13 protein-coding genes and 2 pseudogenes are annotated in these 16,333 nt (G+C 71.7%); 8 read left to right on the forward strand and 7 right to left on the reverse strand.

What is annotated here, in order from left to right; translation table 11 throughout:
• Positions 1-51 precede the first annotated feature (51 nt).
• Positions 52-489, forward strand: coding sequence for a hydroxyphenylacetyl-CoA thioesterase PaaI (paaI, locus tag AOK23_RS00280; protein ID WP_055710726.1), 438 nt, complete (start codon positions 52-54; stop codon positions 487-489).
• The gene (paaK, locus tag AOK23_RS00285; RefSeq protein WP_055710727.1) at positions 486-1,832 is read left to right on the forward strand and encodes a phenylacetate--CoA ligase PaaK; all 1,347 of its coding nucleotides are present in this window, start codon (positions 486-488) and stop codon (positions 1,830-1,832) included. Before paaI ends, paaK begins: the two co-directional genes overlap by 4 nt.
• 87 nt (positions 1,833-1,919) lie before the next feature.
• On the opposite strand, the gene AOK23_RS00290 is transcribed toward paaK, so the two are convergent.
• Both AOK23_RS00290 and AOK23_RS00295 read right to left on the reverse strand, forming a co-directional pair.
• Positions 1,920-4,373 (reverse strand): SpoIIE family protein phosphatase, encoded by a 2,454-nt coding sequence (locus tag AOK23_RS00290; protein ID WP_079049188.1) that lies wholly within the window; start codon positions 4,371-4,373, stop codon positions 1,920-1,922.
• 330 nt (positions 4,374-4,703) lie between these two features.
• Positions 4,704-6,077: an amidase family protein gene (locus AOK23_RS00295; protein ID WP_206336088.1), complete on the reverse strand. Its 1,374-nt coding sequence runs from the start codon at positions 6,075-6,077 to the stop codon at positions 4,704-4,706.
• Positions 6,078-6,658: 581 nt separating this feature from the next.
• Here AOK23_RS00295 and AOK23_RS00300 point away from each other — a divergent pair.
• The 3 genes from AOK23_RS00300 (at position 6,659) to AOK23_RS00310 (ending at position 8,981) form a co-directional block, all read left to right on the forward strand.
• Positions 6,659-7,012 (forward strand): ArsR/SmtB family transcription factor, encoded by a 354-nt coding sequence (locus AOK23_RS00300; RefSeq protein WP_055710728.1) that lies wholly within the window; start codon positions 6,659-6,661, stop codon positions 7,010-7,012.
• A gap of 68 nt (positions 7,013-7,080) precedes the next feature.
• Entirely contained in the window at positions 7,081-8,541 is a 1,461-nt protein-coding gene (locus AOK23_RS00305) for an ABC transporter substrate-binding protein (RefSeq protein ID WP_055710729.1), read from the forward strand.
• A 128-nt stretch (positions 8,542-8,669) separates the two neighbouring features.
• On the forward strand, positions 8,670-8,981 hold the full coding sequence (locus AOK23_RS00310) for an NIPSNAP family protein (RefSeq protein ID WP_055710730.1): 312 nt from the start codon (positions 8,670-8,672) through the stop codon (positions 8,979-8,981).
• Here the strand turns inward: AOK23_RS00310 and AOK23_RS51790 are convergent.
• A pseudogene (locus AOK23_RS51790) lies at positions 8,978-9,244 on the reverse strand (LysR substrate-binding domain-containing protein); the annotation flags it as partial. The gene AOK23_RS00310 and the pseudogene AOK23_RS51790 overlap by 4 nt on opposite strands.
• A gap of 43 nt (positions 9,245-9,287) precedes the next feature.
• Between AOK23_RS51790 and AOK23_RS00315 the strand changes: the two are divergent.
• Positions 9,288-9,560, forward strand: coding sequence for a hypothetical protein (locus AOK23_RS00315; protein WP_055710731.1), 273 nt, complete (start codon positions 9,288-9,290; stop codon positions 9,558-9,560).
• A gap of 15 nt (positions 9,561-9,575) precedes the next feature.
• Positions 9,576-10,064, forward strand: a pseudogene (locus AOK23_RS00320) (helix-turn-helix domain-containing protein); the annotation flags it as partial.
• Between the two features lie 69 nt (positions 10,065-10,133).
• Here AOK23_RS00320 and paaN read toward each other — a convergent pair.
• The 4 genes from paaN to pdhA form a co-directional block, all read right to left on the reverse strand.
• A complete protein-coding gene (paaN, locus tag AOK23_RS00325) occupies positions 10,134-11,834 on the reverse strand; it encodes a phenylacetic acid degradation protein PaaN (protein ID WP_107102693.1) in 1,701 nt (566 codons plus the stop codon).
• A 151-nt stretch (positions 11,835-11,985) separates the two neighbouring features.
• Complete coding sequence (locus tag AOK23_RS00330) at positions 11,986-13,473, reverse strand: dihydrolipoamide acetyltransferase family protein (protein ID WP_055710734.1); 1,488 nt, start codon at positions 13,471-13,473, stop codon at positions 11,986-11,988.
• The gene (locus AOK23_RS00335) at positions 13,470-14,498 is read right to left on the reverse strand and encodes an alpha-ketoacid dehydrogenase subunit beta (protein WP_055710735.1); all 1,029 of its coding nucleotides are present in this window, start codon (positions 14,496-14,498) and stop codon (positions 13,470-13,472) included. The genes AOK23_RS00330 and AOK23_RS00335 overlap by 4 nt, the downstream gene beginning before the upstream one ends.
• A 3-nt stretch (positions 14,499-14,501) precedes the next feature.
• Entirely contained in the window at positions 14,502-15,623 is a 1,122-nt protein-coding gene (gene pdhA, locus AOK23_RS00340) for a pyruvate dehydrogenase (acetyl-transferring) E1 component subunit alpha (protein WP_055710736.1), read from the reverse strand.
• A gap of 129 nt (positions 15,624-15,752) precedes the next feature.
• Between pdhA and AOK23_RS00345 the strand changes: the two genes are divergently transcribed.
• On the forward strand, positions 15,753-16,244 hold the full coding sequence (locus AOK23_RS00345) for an Lrp/AsnC family transcriptional regulator (RefSeq protein ID WP_055515596.1): 492 nt from the start codon (positions 15,753-15,755) through the stop codon (positions 16,242-16,244).
• The last annotated feature ends 89 nt before the right edge of the window (positions 16,245-16,333 follow it).

A 16,333-nucleotide genomic window follows, 5' to 3' on the forward strand; every position in this document is an offset into this window, starting at 1 on the left:
AAGGTGGCAGAAATCGTGATACAGACCACTCAACCGAGTCCAGCGCAGGCGATGCTCGCCGAGGACGAGGCGTCCCGAGGGCTGGGCATCGAACTGCTCGAACACGGCCCGGGGACCGCCACGCTCCGTATGACGGTGACCCCGGCGATGGTGAACGGACACCCGATCACCCACGGCGGATATGTGTTCCTGCTCGCCGACACCGCCGTCGCCTGCGCCTGCAACAGCCACGGTCCGGTGACCGTCGCGGCGGGCGCCGACATCACCTTCGTCGCCCCGGCGTACGAGGGGGACGTGCTCGTGGCGATCGCCGAGGAGCGCACCCGGTTCGGCCGCAGCGGCATCTACGACGTGAGCGTCCGCCGAGGCGACGAGGTGATCGCGGAGTTCCGCGGACGCAGCCGCAGCATCACCGGTACGACACCGGGCTCGACCAGGGACACGACGGCGCACAGGACGCCGGGCACCACCACGAAGGAGTCGCGATGAGCAGCGAGACGACGGCCATGGCAGCCCCCGGATCCCGCCTGGGGGAACCGCTCCCCCACGGCCTGCTGGACGACGCCGAGCGCCTGACGCGGGAGCAGCTGAGAGAACTCCAGCTCGACCGTCTGCGATGGACGCTGCGGCACGCCTACGACAACGTGGAGCTGTACCGGAAGAAGTTCGACGAGGCCGGTGTGCGGCCCGACGACTGCCGGTCGCTGGAGGACCTCGCCCGGTTCCCCTTCACCACCAAGGCCGACCTGCGCGACACCTACCCCTTCGGCATGTTCGCCGTGCCGATGGCGGACGTACGGCGCATCCACGCCTCCAGCGGCACCACCGGCCGCCCCACGGTCGTCGGCTACACCGACAACGACCTGTCCATGTGGGCGGACATGGTCGCCCGCTCGATCCGCGCCGCCGGCGGTCGCCCCGGCCACAAGGTGCACATCTCCTACGGCTACGGCCTCTTCACCGGCGGCCTCGGCGCACACTACGGGGCCGAGCGAGCCGGCTGTACGGTGATCCCGGCCTCCGGCGGCATGACCGCACGCCAGGTGCAGATCATCCAGGACTTCGAGCCCGAGATCATCATGGTCACCCCGTCCTACATGCTCACCCTGCTCGACGAGTTCGAGAAACAGGGCATCGACCCACGAAGCAGCTCCCTGAAGGTGGGCATCTTCGGGGCCGAGCCGTGGACGGAGGAGATGCGCCGGGAGATCGAGGAGCGGATGGACATCCACGCCGTCGACATCTACGGCCTGTCCGAGGTGATCGGCCCCGGCGTCGCGCAGGAGTGCGTGGAGACCAAGGACGGCCTGCACGTGTGGGAGGACCACTTCTACCCCGAGGTGGTCGACCCGGTCACGGACACCGTGCTCGCGCAGGGCGAGGAGGGCGAGGTGGTCTTCACCTCGCTCACCAAGGAGGCCCTGCCGATCATCCGCTACCGCACCCGCGACCTGACCCGGCTGCTGCCCGGCACGGCCCGGCCCGCCTTCCGCCGGATGCAGAAGGTCACCGGCCGCTGCGACGACATGATCATCCTGCGCGGAGTCAACGTCTTCCCCAGCCAGATCGAGGAGATCGTGCTGCGCACGCCCTCGGTCGCCCCCCATTTCCAGATCCAGCTCACCGAGCGCGGCCGCATGGACCACATGGTCGTGCGGGTCGAGGCCCGACCCGGCACCGGCCCCGAACAGCGCGAGGCCGCCGCCAGGTCGATCGGCCAGGGCATCAAGGACGGCGTGGGCGTCACCGTCGAGGTGGCGATCGTCGACCCCGAGACCCTGGAGCGGTCCCTCGGCAAGCTTCGTCGTGTCAAGGATCTCCGGCGGGCGTAACGGCTGATCTTGCGCGTCGGGGCGCGGGAGGGGAGGCGTCTTCTGCGCGGGCCGCCCGTCGCGCATGTCGCGCCCGGGACGGGCATCTCACGGACCACGGCCCGTGGGCCTGGTGGGGAGAGCCTGTTCCGCCCAGATCGTCTTGCCGGTGCGGGTGGGGCGGCTGCCCCAGCGCTGGGTGAGCTGGGCGACGAGCAGCAGACCGCGGCCTCCCTCGTCGAAGACCCGGGCTCGGCGCATGTGAGGGGCGGTGCTGCTGGAGTCCGAGACCTCGCAGATGAGCGCGGTGTCACGAATCAGGCGGAGCTGGATGGGGGATCCGCCGTACCGGATGGCGTTGGTGACGAGTTCACTGACGACGAGTTCGGTGACGAATTCGAGGTCCTCCAGATGCCAGGTGGCCAATTGCCCGCATGCCAGCGCACGGGCCCGGGCGACGGACGAGGGCTCCGCTGCCACCTCCCAGGTGGCGACCCGGCCCGCTTCCAGCGCGCGGGTGCGGACCACGAGGAGGGCGACGTCGTCGGTGGGTTGGTCGGGCAGGTTGTGCAGGATTCCGTCACACATCTCCTCCAGCGGACGGCGGGGCCCGCCGAGGGCCCGGCGGAGCAGGGCCAGTCCGTCGTCGAGGTCGCGGTCGGGGGCGTGGACCAGTCCGTCGGTGTAGAGGGCGAGGACGCTGCCCTCGGGGAGGTCGACCTCTGCCGTTTCGAACGGCAGACCGCCCAGCCCGAGGGGTGGTCCGCTCGGCAGATCGAGGAAGGAGACCTCCCCGTGTGGGGTGACCATGGCCGGGACGGGGTGACCGGCGCGCGCTGCGGTACAGCGGCGTGAGACGGGGTCGTAGACGACGTAGAGACAGGTGGCCCCGACCTCGCCCGGGCTCTGTGGTTCCCCGGCAGCGTCCGGTGCCCGTTCGGAGTCCAGACGCAGGACGAGGTCGTCAAGGTGTGTGAGGAGCTCGTCGGGAGCCAGATCGACGTCGGCGAGAGTGCGTACGGCGGTGCGGAGACGGCCCATCGTGGCGGACGCCTGCACCCCGTGGCCGACGACGTCGCCGACGACGAGAGCGACCCGGGCTCCGGACAGGGGGATGACGTCGAACCAGTCGCCGCCGAGGCCGGCGCGCGAGCTTGTGGGCCAGTAGCGGGACGCGACCTCGACAGCCGCCTGCCGGGGAGTGTTCTGCGGGAGCAGGCTGCGCTGAAGGGCAAGTGCCGTTTCGCGTTCCTGTGTGTAGCGGCGGGCGTTGTCGACGCAGACCGCCGCGCGCGCCGCGAGTTCCTTGGCGAGCAGCAGATCGTCGTCATCGAAAGGCTCAGGTGTTCGATGGCGGCCGAGGATGGCCAGGCCGAGAGTGACGCCGCGGGCGCGCAGGGGCACGACCAACAGGGCGTGGATGCCGTGGGCGTCGATGCTGCGGACGCTGTCAGGGGAGTCGGCGGCCCACCAGCGTCGGCCGGCGTCGTCGACCGCGTGGAACATGCCGCGGCCGTCGGTCAGCACGCGCCCTTGCGGCGAGCCCTCGCGGTAGCCGTGGAGGGCGCCGACCGGAATCGTCACCTCGGGGCAGCCCTCCAGCACGGAGCAGCAGGCGGTGCGACGGAAGACGGGCGCGGTAGCGGGCGGGGGCGCCCTCTCGTCCCCGGCCAGCGCGGAATCCAGCAGGTCCACGAGGGCGAAGTCGGCGAAGTGCTCCGTGCACACCTCGGTCAGTTCTTCGGCCGTGCGGGTCACGTCGAGAGTGGAGCCGATGCGGACGCTGGACTCGTTCAGGACGCTCAGTCTGCGTCGGGCGCGGAGCTGGTCCGTACTGTCCATGGCTGCCAGACACATGCCTCGTACGCGGTCGGCACCGTCCTTCAACGGGCTCAGGGACACCAGCCAGGCGTGTTCGCGGGGCTCGCCGTGGGGTCGCAGCCAAGCCTCGTACAGCACGGTCTCCCCTGTGCGCAGGACTCGCTGCCACGCGTCGCCGAGACCCTCGCATCCGGGAAGGCACCGGAGGCTGTCGACGGACTCGCCCACCCGCCGGCCACGCAGTTGCCGGGAAGGGCTGCCTGTCACCCTCTCCATCGCGGAGTTGGCCGACACGACGATCCCGTCCTGGTCGAAGAGAGCCACCGGTACGGGGAACTGCTCCAAAGCCCACTTCTGCAGCCGCGCAGTCGGCTCCAGCTCGGTGGCCGTCAGGAACCAGCGGACCGCGTCGGCAGAGTTCGGCAGCGGGTACGCCCCGAGCCGCACCTCGACGTGGTGGCCGTCCTGGTGCCGGACCGTGACCGTGCCGGTCCACCCCTCCGACTCGGCAAGGCTGTGCAGGGCATCAGGCGGCAGGGGTTCGGCCAGCAGCTCTGCCGCAGGGCGGCCCAGTACGTCCCGGGTCGGGAAGCCGAGGAGGCCGCGGGCCGCGTCGCTCCATGCGGTGACCAGCCCCTTGGCGTCCACCTCGGCTATGGCGGCACCTCGGGTCATCGGCGACGTGGCCCTGTGCTCATCCACCCGTACGCCCTTCCGCGCGACACCGGTGTCGATATCCATTGTGCGCCGGACTCACCTGGGTACGCCTGTCACTCCCGCCCGCGACAGCGGCGGGGCCATTGCCGATGCGAGGGAAGCCTGCGGGAGTCACCTGGAGGGCAACGTGGTTCGACGGGGCGGGTTGAGCGTGGGCGCGGCGGCTGGTGCGGCGTCCAGCCGTCGCGGAAGGCGGGGCGAATCGGGCCGGGGAGAAGTGCGGAGGCCGCAGCGACCAGGGCGGGTAGGTCTGCCGCAGCGGCCACCAGTGCGGACCACACTCCGCGCCGTCCGCGCAGGGCGCGGACCAGCGCCCAGCACATCAGCAGGACCGGCACTGCTCGGCCGGGTCCGTCAACCGCAGATCCCTTCCAGCGTCAGCCCGAGGGCGAGCAGTTCGCGGTCGGCTCCGACCGGGGCGTCGATCTCGAGGCCCGTCGGCAGGCCGTTGGTCGCCACGCCCATGGGGATGCTCAGGCCGGGGGCTCCGATGACGCTGGCCGGGCCGGTGTTGCGGATGAAGGTGGCGAAGGTGTCGGAGGTCTCCCCGCACAGGACCATGCCCTGGTCACAGGTGGCCAGGTCGAGGGCGGTAGCCGGGGTGGTGGGGAAGGCCAGGCCGTCCAGCCCGTGGGCGGCGAACGTGTCCGCGTAGGCCGCGCGCAGGCGCCGGCGCTGGGCCAGGCACTCGCGGTAGACGTCCTCGGAGACCAGCCCTGGGGCCCCGTCGAGGATGCAGCCCTCGAAGACGCCGCGCACGTCGGGGCCCGCGATGAGGGCGGCGAGCGTGGCGAGGTCCGTCTGCGGCCGGTACTTCGCCAGGTAGGCGGAGAGCTCCACCCGGGTCTCGTACAGCACGATGGCCATGCCGGTCTCGAACTCGCCTTCGGTGAACGAGGTGACGTCGACCGGGACCAGGTCCACGCCGGCCGCCGCCAGGCTGCGCAGGGTCGCCTCCCACCGAACGGCGACCTCGTCCTCCAGCGGCTCGGTGAAGTGACCGGTCGGCACGCCCAGGCGGATCGACCGCGGTGGGCGGGCGGCGACCGGGGTGTCGTCGCCGCTGAGGACGCCGTCCAGCAGGGCCAGGTCCGCGACCCGGCGCGCCATGGGCCCGATGGTGTCCCTGGTGCTCGACAGGGGCGTCACGCCCTCCCCGGGGTAGCGCCCGACCGTGGGCCGCAGCGCGCATGTGCCGGTGACGGCCGCGGGAACACGTACGGAGCCGCCCGTGTCGGTGCCCAGGCCGGCCCGCACCGCTCCGGCCGCGACGAGTGCGGCGACCCCGCCGCTGCTGCCACCGGCGAAACGGCTGGGGTCGCTCGGATTGCGGACCGGGCCGAACGCCTGGTTGTTGCTGGTGATGCCGAACGCCAGCTCGTGCATGTTGGCCTTGCCGAGGACGACGGCACCGGCGTCGCGCAGCCGCCGCACCGCGGGCGCGTCGCTCACTGGCACGAAGTCCCGCAGGGCGGGGGTGCCTGCGGTGTTGGGCAGCCCGGCGACGTGGATGTTGTCCTTGATCGCGACGGTCATGCCGGACAGCGGGCCCGGTCCGTCGGGGGTCTTGGCAGCGGCGTCACGGTCGAGGGTGATGAAGCCGCCCAGATACGCCGCCTCCTCGGCACGCTCCAGGGACATCTGCACGGACTCGTATCGGCTCCGCGCGCCCGTAGGTGCCGCCCGGCCGGTGTGCGTGCCGGATTCCTTCGTGGTGGGTTCGCTCATGGCCTGCTCCTTCGCGCGGATCCTCATCGACAGCTCTCACGGACGATCACCCGACACATGTCATCGTTCGCTCACGTGATGACATGTTGGAGGAAAAGGGTTCGCCCATCAAGCCCCCTCACCTCCCGAAAATGCAGCGCTCGGACTGCGGCGGACGCACTGAGGCTGAAGCAGACGATCCGCCGGGCGCAGAGCGCCACAGGCCGCAGGAAGTGGCGTCCGCTCGGCAGCGACCACGCCTGGGGGCGAACGTGCGGGAACCCTCTTCGGCTCCGGAGCAGACAGCGCCGGCGATCGCCCGGACAGTCGCGGCTCCGGGCGCGGTGTGCACCTTCGACGAGCCGGCGGAGGAGCCCGCCGACGTGCCCCGGTTCACCGGAGCGGTACGGGATCGGCGCCCAGGCGTCGCGGCGCTCCTCGTTGTGCAGCACCTGGAGATGGCGCCGGATGTAGCGGACCGGTGCGCCCGGGCCTGGCCCGGCGGCCACGGGAACAGTAAAGTCAACGGGTAGACATATATTGGCACGTTGTCGCCGAATCACGGCGTCGCCGCCTTCCGAAAGGATGAGAGGTCCCAGGAAGTGATCGACCACGACCACGAGAGCGACCTGGTATTCCGTGCCCTCAACGACGCGACCCGCCGGGCCGTTCTGGCCCTGCTGGCATCGGAACACGAACCCACGGCCGGAGACATCGCGGCCGCTTTCCCGGCGATCGGCAGGACCGCCGTCTCGGCTCACCTGCGGATCCTGCGGGACGCGCAACTGGTCTCCGAGATCCGAGACGGCAAACACCGGCGGTACCGCCTGGGCCCCAACCGCGCGGACGCGGCGATCGCGTTCCTGCGCCAGATCTACGAGCAGTCGCTGCCCACGGACCAGGAGACGGCAGCGGACCGACCGGAGAGCGGGCTGCGTGAAGCAAAGAGCGGATGACGGCTGACGGGCACGCCTCCCGGTGTGCCCGTCAGCCGGGCCCTGCCACGGCCTGCTGAGGAGAGCCCATGCACGAGATCGTCCTCGTCAACGAGACGCACCTCGGTGTGCCCCCGCACGAGGCGTTCGACATGTTCGGACGATCGGGCGGCCCGGGCTGGTTGTTCTCCGCGCGGTTCGAGCACGCGGAGCCCGGCGCGGCGGCCGACATCGACATACCCCTGCCGTTCGCGGGCCCAGGGGGCGAGACGACCGTGCGGGGCACGGCACGCATCGTCGAGATGCGGCCGTACCGGCGGATCGTGCTGCGGCACGAGACGCCGTGGACGGGGCGGATCACCATCACCTTCGCCCGTGAGCCCGGGGGCACACGGGTGCGTACGGTCACCGAACTCGATCAGGAGGCTCTCGGCTGGATGACGGGCGGCCCGGGCCCCGCGGTGCCGGACGGCGAGGGCCCGGCCGACGCGACGTGTGTCGCCCTGCTGACCAGTCTGTCGGGGAGCGCCGGCCTGTTCGGCCGGGCCGCCGCCAACTGCGCGGCGCTGGCGGCCGAGGAGATCAATGCCGAGGGCGGGATCGGCGGCCGGCCGGTGCGGATCGAGGTGATCGACGATCGCACCCACGCCGCCACGGGGCTGGCCCGGCTGCGGGAACTCGACCGGCGGCGCGGCCTGGGGGCCGTGGTGGGTGTACACAGCTCGGCGACCTTCGACACGGTGAGCAGCTACGCGCGGGCGTCGGGCCTGTTGTACCTCTACACGGCCGCGAACGAGGGCAGCCGCGTGCAGGACGGAACCCTGTTCCGGCTCGGCGAGTCGGTGGCGGACCAACTGGCACAGGCGGTTCCTGCGCTGATGCGCGAGAGCGGGGGTCGCTCCTGGTACCTGATCGGCAACGACTACTCCTGGCCCCGGGCCGTCTCCACGCAGGGCCGCCGCATCGCGGAGCACCACGGCGGGCAGGTCGTCGGCGAGCGCCTCGTCCGGCTCGGCGAGTCGTCCTTCGACGACGTGCTGGAGGACATCGAGGCGTCCGGCGCCGACCTGGTGCTCTCCAGCCTCGTGGGGTGGAGCTCGATCGACTTCGAGCGACGGTTCCACGCCGCGGGACTGCGCCGTCGTCTCCGTACGCTCGCACCCCTGCTGGAGGAGAGCACCCGAGAACATCTGGGAGCCGCGGGCAGCGGGGTCTGGTCCTGCCTGCCCTACTTCTCCGCCCTGGACACAACGGAGAACGCCGACTTCCTGCGACGCTACCGGGCCGCTTTCGGTCCCTGGGCGCCCTCACCGTCGGCGCTGACGGAGTCGGCGTACGAGGGCCTGCGGCTGTTCGCCCGGGCGGCACGGAAAGCGGGGTCGCCGCGGGGCGATGAGGTCTCGCGTGCCCTGCACGGACTCACTCTGGCCGGACCGCGCGGCAGGGTCTCGGTGGGAGCCGACGGCCGGCTGCGGCAGCGCATGTACCTGGCCGAGGCGACGGCCACAGGATTCGCGATCCGCGGACAGCTGCCGTCCGGTACCGCCTGACCGTGCGCACGGCTTGGCAGGGCGCTGGCCGGCAGGTATGCCGGCCCCGTCTCCTCCAGCGCACCGCCACCCGACGCAAAGTACGGGCCGCCTTCGAGTGCAGACCGCCACCCGGCATGATCGCAGGCATGATCACTGTTCATCTGAAGTATGAGATCGACCCCGACAAGCTGGAGGACTTCGAGGAATACGGTCGCCGCTGGGTCCGCCTCGTCGACCGTTTCGGCGGGACGCACCATGGATACTTCCTGCCGAGCGAGGGCGACAGCGACATCGCCTACGCCTTGTTCTCCTTTCCCAGCCTGGCCGCGTACGAGCAGTACCGCACGGACAGCAGCTCCGACCCGGAGTGCCAGGAAGCATTCGAACTGGCCCGTAGGACCCGCTGCATCAAGCGGTACGAGCGCCGCTTCCTGCGCCCCCTCGAGGACGTGTCCTAGGCCGGCCGAAGGCCCTGGGTGCGGTCCTGCCGCGTGGCTGTGCGCAGAGCTGCGACGACTGCCGTGGTCGTCGGGTTCGCGGTCTCGGTGTGACGCGTCGCGGCGAACAGCAGGCGCTGGACAGGGCGATCCTCGATGCGCGCCGTGCGGATTCCCGGTGCGGCCGGGTCGATGGCGGTCCGGGGAACGAGCGCGGTGGCAAGGCCGGCCCGGGCGAGGGTGAGCTGGGCGGCGATGTGGGCGGTGACGTAACGTGCCGTGGGCGTGAAGCCGGCCTATTGAGTCCTGAGGGGCGATCTTCGGCGTATGGAGATCTTCGACTGCATCGCCGCTGTTGCCCGGCCCCTCCACGACTTCGGTGACGAGTTCATATCCGACGAGACGACCGCCGCCCTGGGTCTGCGTGCCGGGTTTCCCCCGGGCCGCGGCTTCTACTGCCGCGGCCGGTTCGGGGTGCTCGGCGAGGCATCGGTCCCGGTGGTCCAAGCGGTACAGGGCTTCCTCGGCCCTCACCTGGTGGCCCCGGGCTGGTTGGCAGGCCGGCCCGTGATGCCGGCGAGGGAAGCCGCCGCATGCTAGGCCTCGGCCGTCCGGACGTGGGGGCGCGCCCACATCCCCTGCGACGTCGACGTCGAGCACTTCAACCGCTTGGCGCAGCAGCTGATCGATGCGGCCGACGCCGACGCGCTGCCCCTGTTCGCCGGCTGGCGCGCGCAGCCCTGCCCCGCCGACGACCCGGTCGGAGCGGCCATGCAGCGCCTACACGTCCTGCGGGAACACCGTGGCGCCTGCCATCTGGCGGCGGTGCGCCTGAGCGGACTGAGTGCCCGAGAAGCGATGATCATCAACCTGGGCGTCGAGCAGGCGGGTCACTACGGCTGGCCGGAGCCGCAGCCGGTCGCCGCAGCCCTGGTGCCCCGATGGAGGCGCGCGGAGAACGTCACCGACGAACTGCAGGCGCCGCTCTACGCCACCCTGACCGACCGGCAACGCACCGAATTCGCCCAGCTCGTCGGCGCGTTGGCCTCGGAGACCTCGGAGACGTCGCCGGGCCACGTCGTCACCGCCGACTCGGACTGCTGAATCGGCGACAGCCGCGCCGGGCAGGTCCGGCGCGGGCGGCGCGAATCCCTCCGGCTGGAGGGGCGGGCATCAGATGCTGCTGTTCTCCTCCTCGGGGGCGTGACGGCGGGACTGGACCACGGAGAAGCGGCCGGTGACGAAGGCCGGGTCGGTGAGGGCCGCGTTGGCGGCGGGGTTGGCCGCCGTGCCGTGGAAGTCGCTGAAGGCGGCCGACTGGTTGACGAAGACGGCGCCGGTCAGGTTCTCCGACAGGTGCACGCCCGCGTCCAGAGCGGTCTCGCGGGCCGCCTCCAGCACGTCGTCGTCGGTGGTGTACACGGAGGCGGTCAGTGCACCGTACTGGCGGACGGTTTCGTGCAGGAGCCGCAGGCCGTGCGTGGTGGAGTCGGTGCCGATGACGAACGAGACCGGTCCGAACCACTCGCTGGTGTAGGTCTTCTCGTCGGTCCCGGCGTCGAGCCGGGCCACCAGCGGGGTGCGGACGACCGCGTCGGGGTGCTCGGGGTGCGCCAACTCCCGGGAGGGGTGCGCGACACGGCCGCCGAGGACCGTCGCCGCCTCCTCCAGCCGGTTCAGGACGCCCTCGTTCACGATCGCGCCCAGGGTGCCGGCAGCACGCACGGGGTCGCCGAGCAGCTTGTCCAGCGCCGCACCCAGGTCGGTGGCGAACTCGTCGGCCGTGCGCCGCCCCTGGTCGGTGGTGAAGCCCTCGCGCGGGACCAGGATGTTCTGCGGTGTGGTGCACATCTGCCCGCTGTAGAGGGCGAGCGAGAAGGCCAGGTTGCGCAGCAGTCCCGCGTAGTCGTCGGTGGAGTCGACGAGGACGGTGTTCAGTCCGGCCTTCTCCGTGTGCACGGCGGCCTGGCGGGCGTTGGTCTCCAGCCAGTCGCCGAACTCGCTGGACCCGGTGAAGTCCACGATGCGCACATCGGGGTGTGTGGCCAGGGCGGTGGCGGTGCGCTCGCCGGGGCGCTGGGCGGCGAGCAGCACCACGTCCGGGTCGAATCCGGCTTCCGCCAGGACCTCACGGGCGATGCGCACCGTGATGGCCAGCGGCAGCACGGCCCGCCGATGCGGCTTGACGATCACCGGGTTGCCGGTGACCAGGCTCGCGAACAAGCCGGGGTAGCCGTTCCACGTGGGGAAGGTGTTACAGGCGATCAGCACGGCGACGCCGCGTCCGACCGGGGTGTACGTCTTGTCCATGACGAGCGGGCCGCCCTTGCGCTGCGGCTTGCTCCAGCGGGCGGTGGCCGGGTGGCGCTTCTGCTCGTACCAGGCGTACGCCACCGCTTCGAGCCCGCGGTCCTGGGCGTGCGGGCCGCCGGCCTGGAAGGCCATCACGAACGGCTGGCCGGTGGTGTGCTGGACGGCGTGCGCGATGTCGAAGCTCGCCGCGTTCAGCCGGGCCAGGATCTCGGCCGCCACTCCGGCCCGGGTGTCGGGGCTCGCGGCGCGCCACGGTGCGGCGGCGGCCTTGGCCGTGGAGACGGCTGTGCCGGGGGCGAGGTAGGGGTAGCTGACGTCGAGTGGGAAGCCGAAGGGCGAGAACTCGGTGGCGGGGACGGTGCCGGCGGTGGGGTGCCCTTCGAGGGGGAAGGGGTTGCCGAGGAGGGCACGGAAGGCGGCCTCACCCTGCTGGGGCGCCTCGGCTCCGTAGGCGGAGGTACTGGGCGTCTCCGGATACGGCGTCCAGTAGCCGCGGTCCGCGGCGTGCTCCACGGCCTGCTGGAGCAGGTCCGCGTGGCGGGCGTAGAAGTCGGTGGGCATAGGGAACTCCTGGCCGAACATTCGGTAGGTCGGTGGGTGCGGTCTCCCCCAGGGCGGATGCACGCAAGGCCTGGGGGCCGGGGAATGACAGGCGACGGGCTGAACTGAAGATCGAGGGGCTGAGCGAGGTCCGACGGGTGAGATTGGCGGATCAGACGTCCGCGAACAGGATCGCCGGGCGCTCGACGCAGTCGGCCACGAAGCGGAGGAAGCCACCGGCCACTCCTCCGTCGCAGACCCTGTGGTCGAAGCTGAAGGAGAGCTGGGTGACCTTGCGGACCGTCAACTGGCCGTCGACGACCCAGGGTTTGTCGACGAGGCGGCCCACGCCGAGGAGGGCGGCCTCCGGGTGGTTGATGATCGGTGTGGATCCGTCGACGCCGAACACCCCATAGTTGTTCAGGGTGAACGTGCCTCCGGTCAGCGCGTGCGGCGGAAGGTTCCCGCCGCGCGCGAGTTCGGTCAACCGGGCGAGTTCGGCGGCCAGTTGGACGGTCGTCATGAGGTGGGCGTCGCGGACGACCGGGACGACCAGCCCGCGTTCGGTCTGGGCGGCGAAGCCAAGGTGCACCTCGCCGTGGCGGAGGATCTCCCGGCGTTCTGTGTCGACCGTGGAATTCAGGTCGGGGAAGCGGCGCAGTCCGGCGACGCAGATGCGGGCGAGGAGCGCCAGCAGACCGATGCGGGTGCCGGTTCCGGCGGTCTCCAGCGCCTTCTTGGCCTCGAGCAGCCCGGTAGCGTCCACGTCGACCCAGGTGGTGGCGTCGGGGATCTCGGTCCGGCTGCGGGAGAGCTTGTCGGCGACGGCGCGGCGGACTCCGCGCAGGGGGATGCGCTCGGGGCCGGCCGACGTGGTGGTCTGCTGCAGCGGTGCGGGGGCGGGGGCCGCGGCCTTGTGGGCCGGGCTCGGGCTCGCGGTCCGCCCGGCCCGGGCGATGGCCTGCTCGACGTCCTTTCTGAGGACGACTCCCGCCGGGCCGGACGGTGACACGCCGGTGAGGTCGACGCCGTGGTCCCGGGCCATCCTCCGCACGAGGGGGGAGATCACCCGGGGGGCGTGCGACGCGGTGGCGGTGGCGGGCGAGATGTCGGCCGCGGCGTGCGACACGGATGCGGCGCTGCCCGCCGCTACGGCACCGTCGACCGCTCCGGTTCGCTGCGCGGCACCGGCGCTCCCGGCGGCTCCGGCAGGCGCGGTGCTCGCGGACGGGCCCGCTGCCGCGGCGGCGCGCCGACGGCGGCGGCGCGAGGTCGTCGGGCCGTGGCCCGTGCCGTAGCCGATCAGTACATTGCCGGATCCGGCCTGTTCCTCCTCCCGGTAACGCTCCGCCGCCGTGTCGGCCGGCACCACCGGGTCCGGTGCGCCACCCGCGTCCTCGGGGACGCCCGCCCCCACGGTGATCAGCGGTTCCCCCACCGCCAGCGCCGTGCCCGCCTCGGCGTGCAGCCGGAGCACCGTGCCCGCGTACGGGACAGGCACCTCGACAGCGGCCTTGGCGGTCTCGACCTCGACGACGATCTGGTCGACGGTCACGGTGTCGCCGACGGCGACCTTCCACTCGACGATCTCCGCATCGGTGAGCCCTTCACCGAGGTCGGGCAGCCGGAACAGCTGCTCCAGACGCGTTGCCGTGGTCATGCGACCGCTCCCTTCAGCAGATGCCGGGTGTCCGGCTCGTCGCCGAACTGGAGGCGGTCGACGGCGTCGAGGACCCGGTCGACACCGGGCAGATGGGCGTGCTCCAGTTTCGGCGGCGGGTAGGGGATGTCGAAGCCGGCCACCCGCAGGACCGGGGCGGCCAGCGAGTGGAAGCAGCGTTCCTGCACGCGCGCGGCGATCTCCGCCCCGACCCCCGCGAATCCCTGCGCCTCCTGCACGACCAGGCAGCGCCCGGTCCGCCGTACGGAAGCCGTCACCGTCTCGTCGTCGAAGGGGACGATCGTGCGCAGGTCGACGACCTCCAGTTCGATGCCCTCGGCCGCCGCGGCCTCGGCCGCTGCCAGGGCCACCGGAACCGAGGGCCCGTACGCGACGACCGTGGCGTCACGGCCCTCCCGCCGTACGGCGGCCCGCCCGAACGGCAGTGCGCCCCTGCGCCCCAGGTCGGTGTCCTCGCGCGACCAGTACAGCTTCTTCGGCTCCAGGAAGACCACCGGGTCCGGGTCGGCGATCGAGTCCCTCAGCAGCCAGTACGCGTCCTCGGCCGTCGCCGGGGTGACGACCTTCAGGCCGGGCGTGTGCGCGTAGTAGGCCTCGCTGGAGTCGCAGTGGTGCTCGACTCCGCCGATGCCACCCGCGTACGGGACACGGATCACCATGGGCAGGGTGAGCCGTCCCCGGGTCCGGTTGCGCAGCTTGGCGACGTGGGAGGCGATCTGCTCGAACGCCGGGTAGGCGAAGGCGTCGAACTGCATCTCCACCACGGGCCGGAAGCCGCCCATGGCCATGCCGACGGCGAGCCCGACGATGCCGGCCTCGGCGAGCGGGGTGTCGAAGCACCTCTCCTCGCCGAAGTCGCGGGTCAGTCCGTCGGTGATGCGGAAGACGCCGCCGAGCGGCCCGACGTCCTCGCCGAAGACGAGCACGCGGTCGTCCTCGCGCAGGGCGTCGCGCAGCGCGGTGTTGAGCGCCTGCGCCATGGTGACCTTGGTGGTCTCGGCCATGGGTCAGTCCTCCTGGGTCAGGGCGGTCTCGGCGAGCTCGGCCGCCAACTGGGCGCGTTGCTCCAGCAGTTGCGGGGTGGGGTCGGCGTAGACGTGGTCGAAGAGTTCCATCGGGTCGGCGGTGGTGTCGGCGTTCATGCGGGTGCGCAGGTCCGCGGCCAGGGCCTCCGCCTCCTCCCGTGCCGCCGCCGTGTCCGCGTCGGTGAGCACGCCGCGGGCCCGCAGGTGTGTCTCCAGCCGGCTGAGGGGGTCCGCGGCGCCCCAGCGCTCGACCTCCTCGGCGTCGCGGTAGCGGGTCGCGTCGTCGGCGTTGGTGTGCGCGTCCATGCGGTAGGTGTGCGCCTCGACCAGGACGGGGCCGTGCCCGGCGCGGGCGTGCGCGACGGCGTCGGTGAGCACCGCGAGCACGGCGACGAGGTCGTTGCCGTCGACCTGCTCGGAGCGCACCCCGTAGCCGATGCCCTTGTAGGCGAGGGCGGGCGCCGCGGTCTGCCGGGCCAGCGGGACGGAGATCGCGTACTTGTTGTTCTGGACGAAGAAGACGACCGGCGCACGGAGGACGGCCGCGAAGTTCAGCGCCTCGTGGAAGTCGCCCTCACTGGTGGCGCCGTCGCCGATCAGGGCCATGGCCACGCCGTCCTCGCCCTTGCGGCGCTGCGCCTCCGCCATGCCGGTGGCGTGGAGCACCTGGGTGGCCAGCGGGGTGCACTGGGGGGCGACGCGGGTGGCGGCCGGGTCGTATCCGCAGTGCCAGTCGCCGCGCAGCAGGGTGAGCACCTCGACCGGGTCGATGCCTCGGGTGACCAGGGCGACGGAGTCCCGGTAGGTCGGGAACAGCCAGTCGTCCGGGCGCAGGGCGAGCACGGCGCCGATCTGGCAGGCCTCCTGGCCCCGGCTGGACGGGTAGACGGCGAGCCGGCCCTGCTTGGTGAGCGCGGTGGCCTGGGTGTCGAAGCGGCGCCCCAGGACCATGCGCCGGTAGGCCTCGCGCAGGGCCTCCTCAGAAGGCTCGCTGTAGCCGACCGGGGGCTTGGCCACGGGGGTGCCGTCCTCGGCCACGAACCGCACCGGTGTGAGGGACGGCAGAAGCCCCTGGACCGTCTGTCGGAGGCTCTTCACGGACATGGAGGGCGCTCACTTTCTCTGGACGCTTGACAGGAGAATGGTGACGACGAGGGAATATGTGTTCAAGACTTCGCGTGAACCGCAGATGAAGTGCCGAATCTCGACGTTCTGGAGAGCAATGTGTCCGAGATGGACTCGCCGGCGGGGCCCGTGCCCGGACGAACTGCCGTCCCGCTCGACGACACCGACCGCCAGATCCTGGCCCGGCTGCTGAAGGACGCCCGCCAGTCGGTCCGTGCGCTGGCCGAGCAGGTGCACATCTCGCGCGCCAACGCCTACACGCGCGTCGGCAGGCTGCTGGCCGAGGGGGTGATCACCGGCTTCACCGCTCAGCTGAACCCCAAGCGGGCCGGCCTCGGCACGAGCGCCTACATCACCTTGAGCACCGAGCAGGCCGCCTGGCGGGACATCTCGCGCGAGCTGCGTGAGATCCCGTACGTGGAGCACGTCTCCCTGGTGTCGGGGGACTTCGACGTCCTGGTGCTGGTGCGCGCGCCGGACAACGAGGCGTTGCGCTCGGTCGTGCTGGAGAGCATCCAGGGCGTTCCCGGGGTGCGTTCGACACGGACCTGGCTGGTGTTCGACGAGGTGCGGGGGCGCGGGGCGGACTGGACGGGCTGACCGAACCGCCGGCGGCCTCGACCCCGGTGCCCGGGGGTGGCGGGGTCGAGGCCAGGTCCGGTCACAGCACTAGTGACCTGAGTCGGAGA

The organism is Streptomyces torulosus, assembly GCF_001419765.1.
Classification (GTDB): Bacteria; Actinomycetota; Actinomycetes; order Streptomycetales; family Streptomycetaceae; genus Streptomyces; species Streptomyces torulosus.

Excerpts from the sequence above, each read along its gene's own strand:
- paaI (WP_055710726.1), top strand. The coding sequence starts at position 52 with ATGCTCGCCGAGGACGAGGCGTCCCGAGGGCTGGGCATCGAACTGCTC.
- paaK (WP_055710727.1), top strand. The coding sequence starts at position 486 with ATGAGCAGCGAGACGACGGCCATGGCAGCCCCCGGATCCCGCCTGGGG.
- AOK23_RS00290 (WP_079049188.1), bottom strand. The coding sequence starts at position 4,373 with ATGGATATCGACACCGGTGTCGCGCGGAAGGGCGTACGGGTGGATGAG.
- AOK23_RS00295 (WP_206336088.1), bottom strand. The coding sequence starts at position 6,077 with ATGAGCGAACCCACCACGAAGGAATCCGGCACGCACACCGGCCGGGCG.
- AOK23_RS00305 (WP_055710729.1), top strand. The coding sequence starts at position 7,081 with ATGCACGAGATCGTCCTCGTCAACGAGACGCACCTCGGTGTGCCCCCG.
- AOK23_RS00310 (WP_055710730.1), top strand. The coding sequence starts at position 8,670 with ATGATCACTGTTCATCTGAAGTATGAGATCGACCCCGACAAGCTGGAG.
- AOK23_RS00315 (WP_055710731.1), top strand. The coding sequence starts at position 9,288 with ATGGAGATCTTCGACTGCATCGCCGCTGTTGCCCGGCCCCTCCACGAC.
- paaN (WP_107102693.1), bottom strand. The coding sequence starts at position 11,834 with ATGCCCACCGACTTCTACGCCCGCCACGCGGACCTGCTCCAGCAGGCC.
- AOK23_RS00330 (WP_055710734.1), bottom strand. The coding sequence starts at position 13,473 with ATGACCACGGCAACGCGTCTGGAGCAGCTGTTCCGGCTGCCCGACCTC.
- AOK23_RS00335 (WP_055710735.1), bottom strand. The coding sequence starts at position 14,498 with ATGGCCGAGACCACCAAGGTCACCATGGCGCAGGCGCTCAACACCGCG.
- pdhA (WP_055710736.1), bottom strand. The coding sequence starts at position 15,623 with ATGTCCGTGAAGAGCCTCCGACAGACGGTCCAGGGGCTTCTGCCGTCC.
- AOK23_RS00345 (WP_055515596.1), top strand. The coding sequence starts at position 15,753 with ATGGACTCGCCGGCGGGGCCCGTGCCCGGACGAACTGCCGTCCCGCTC.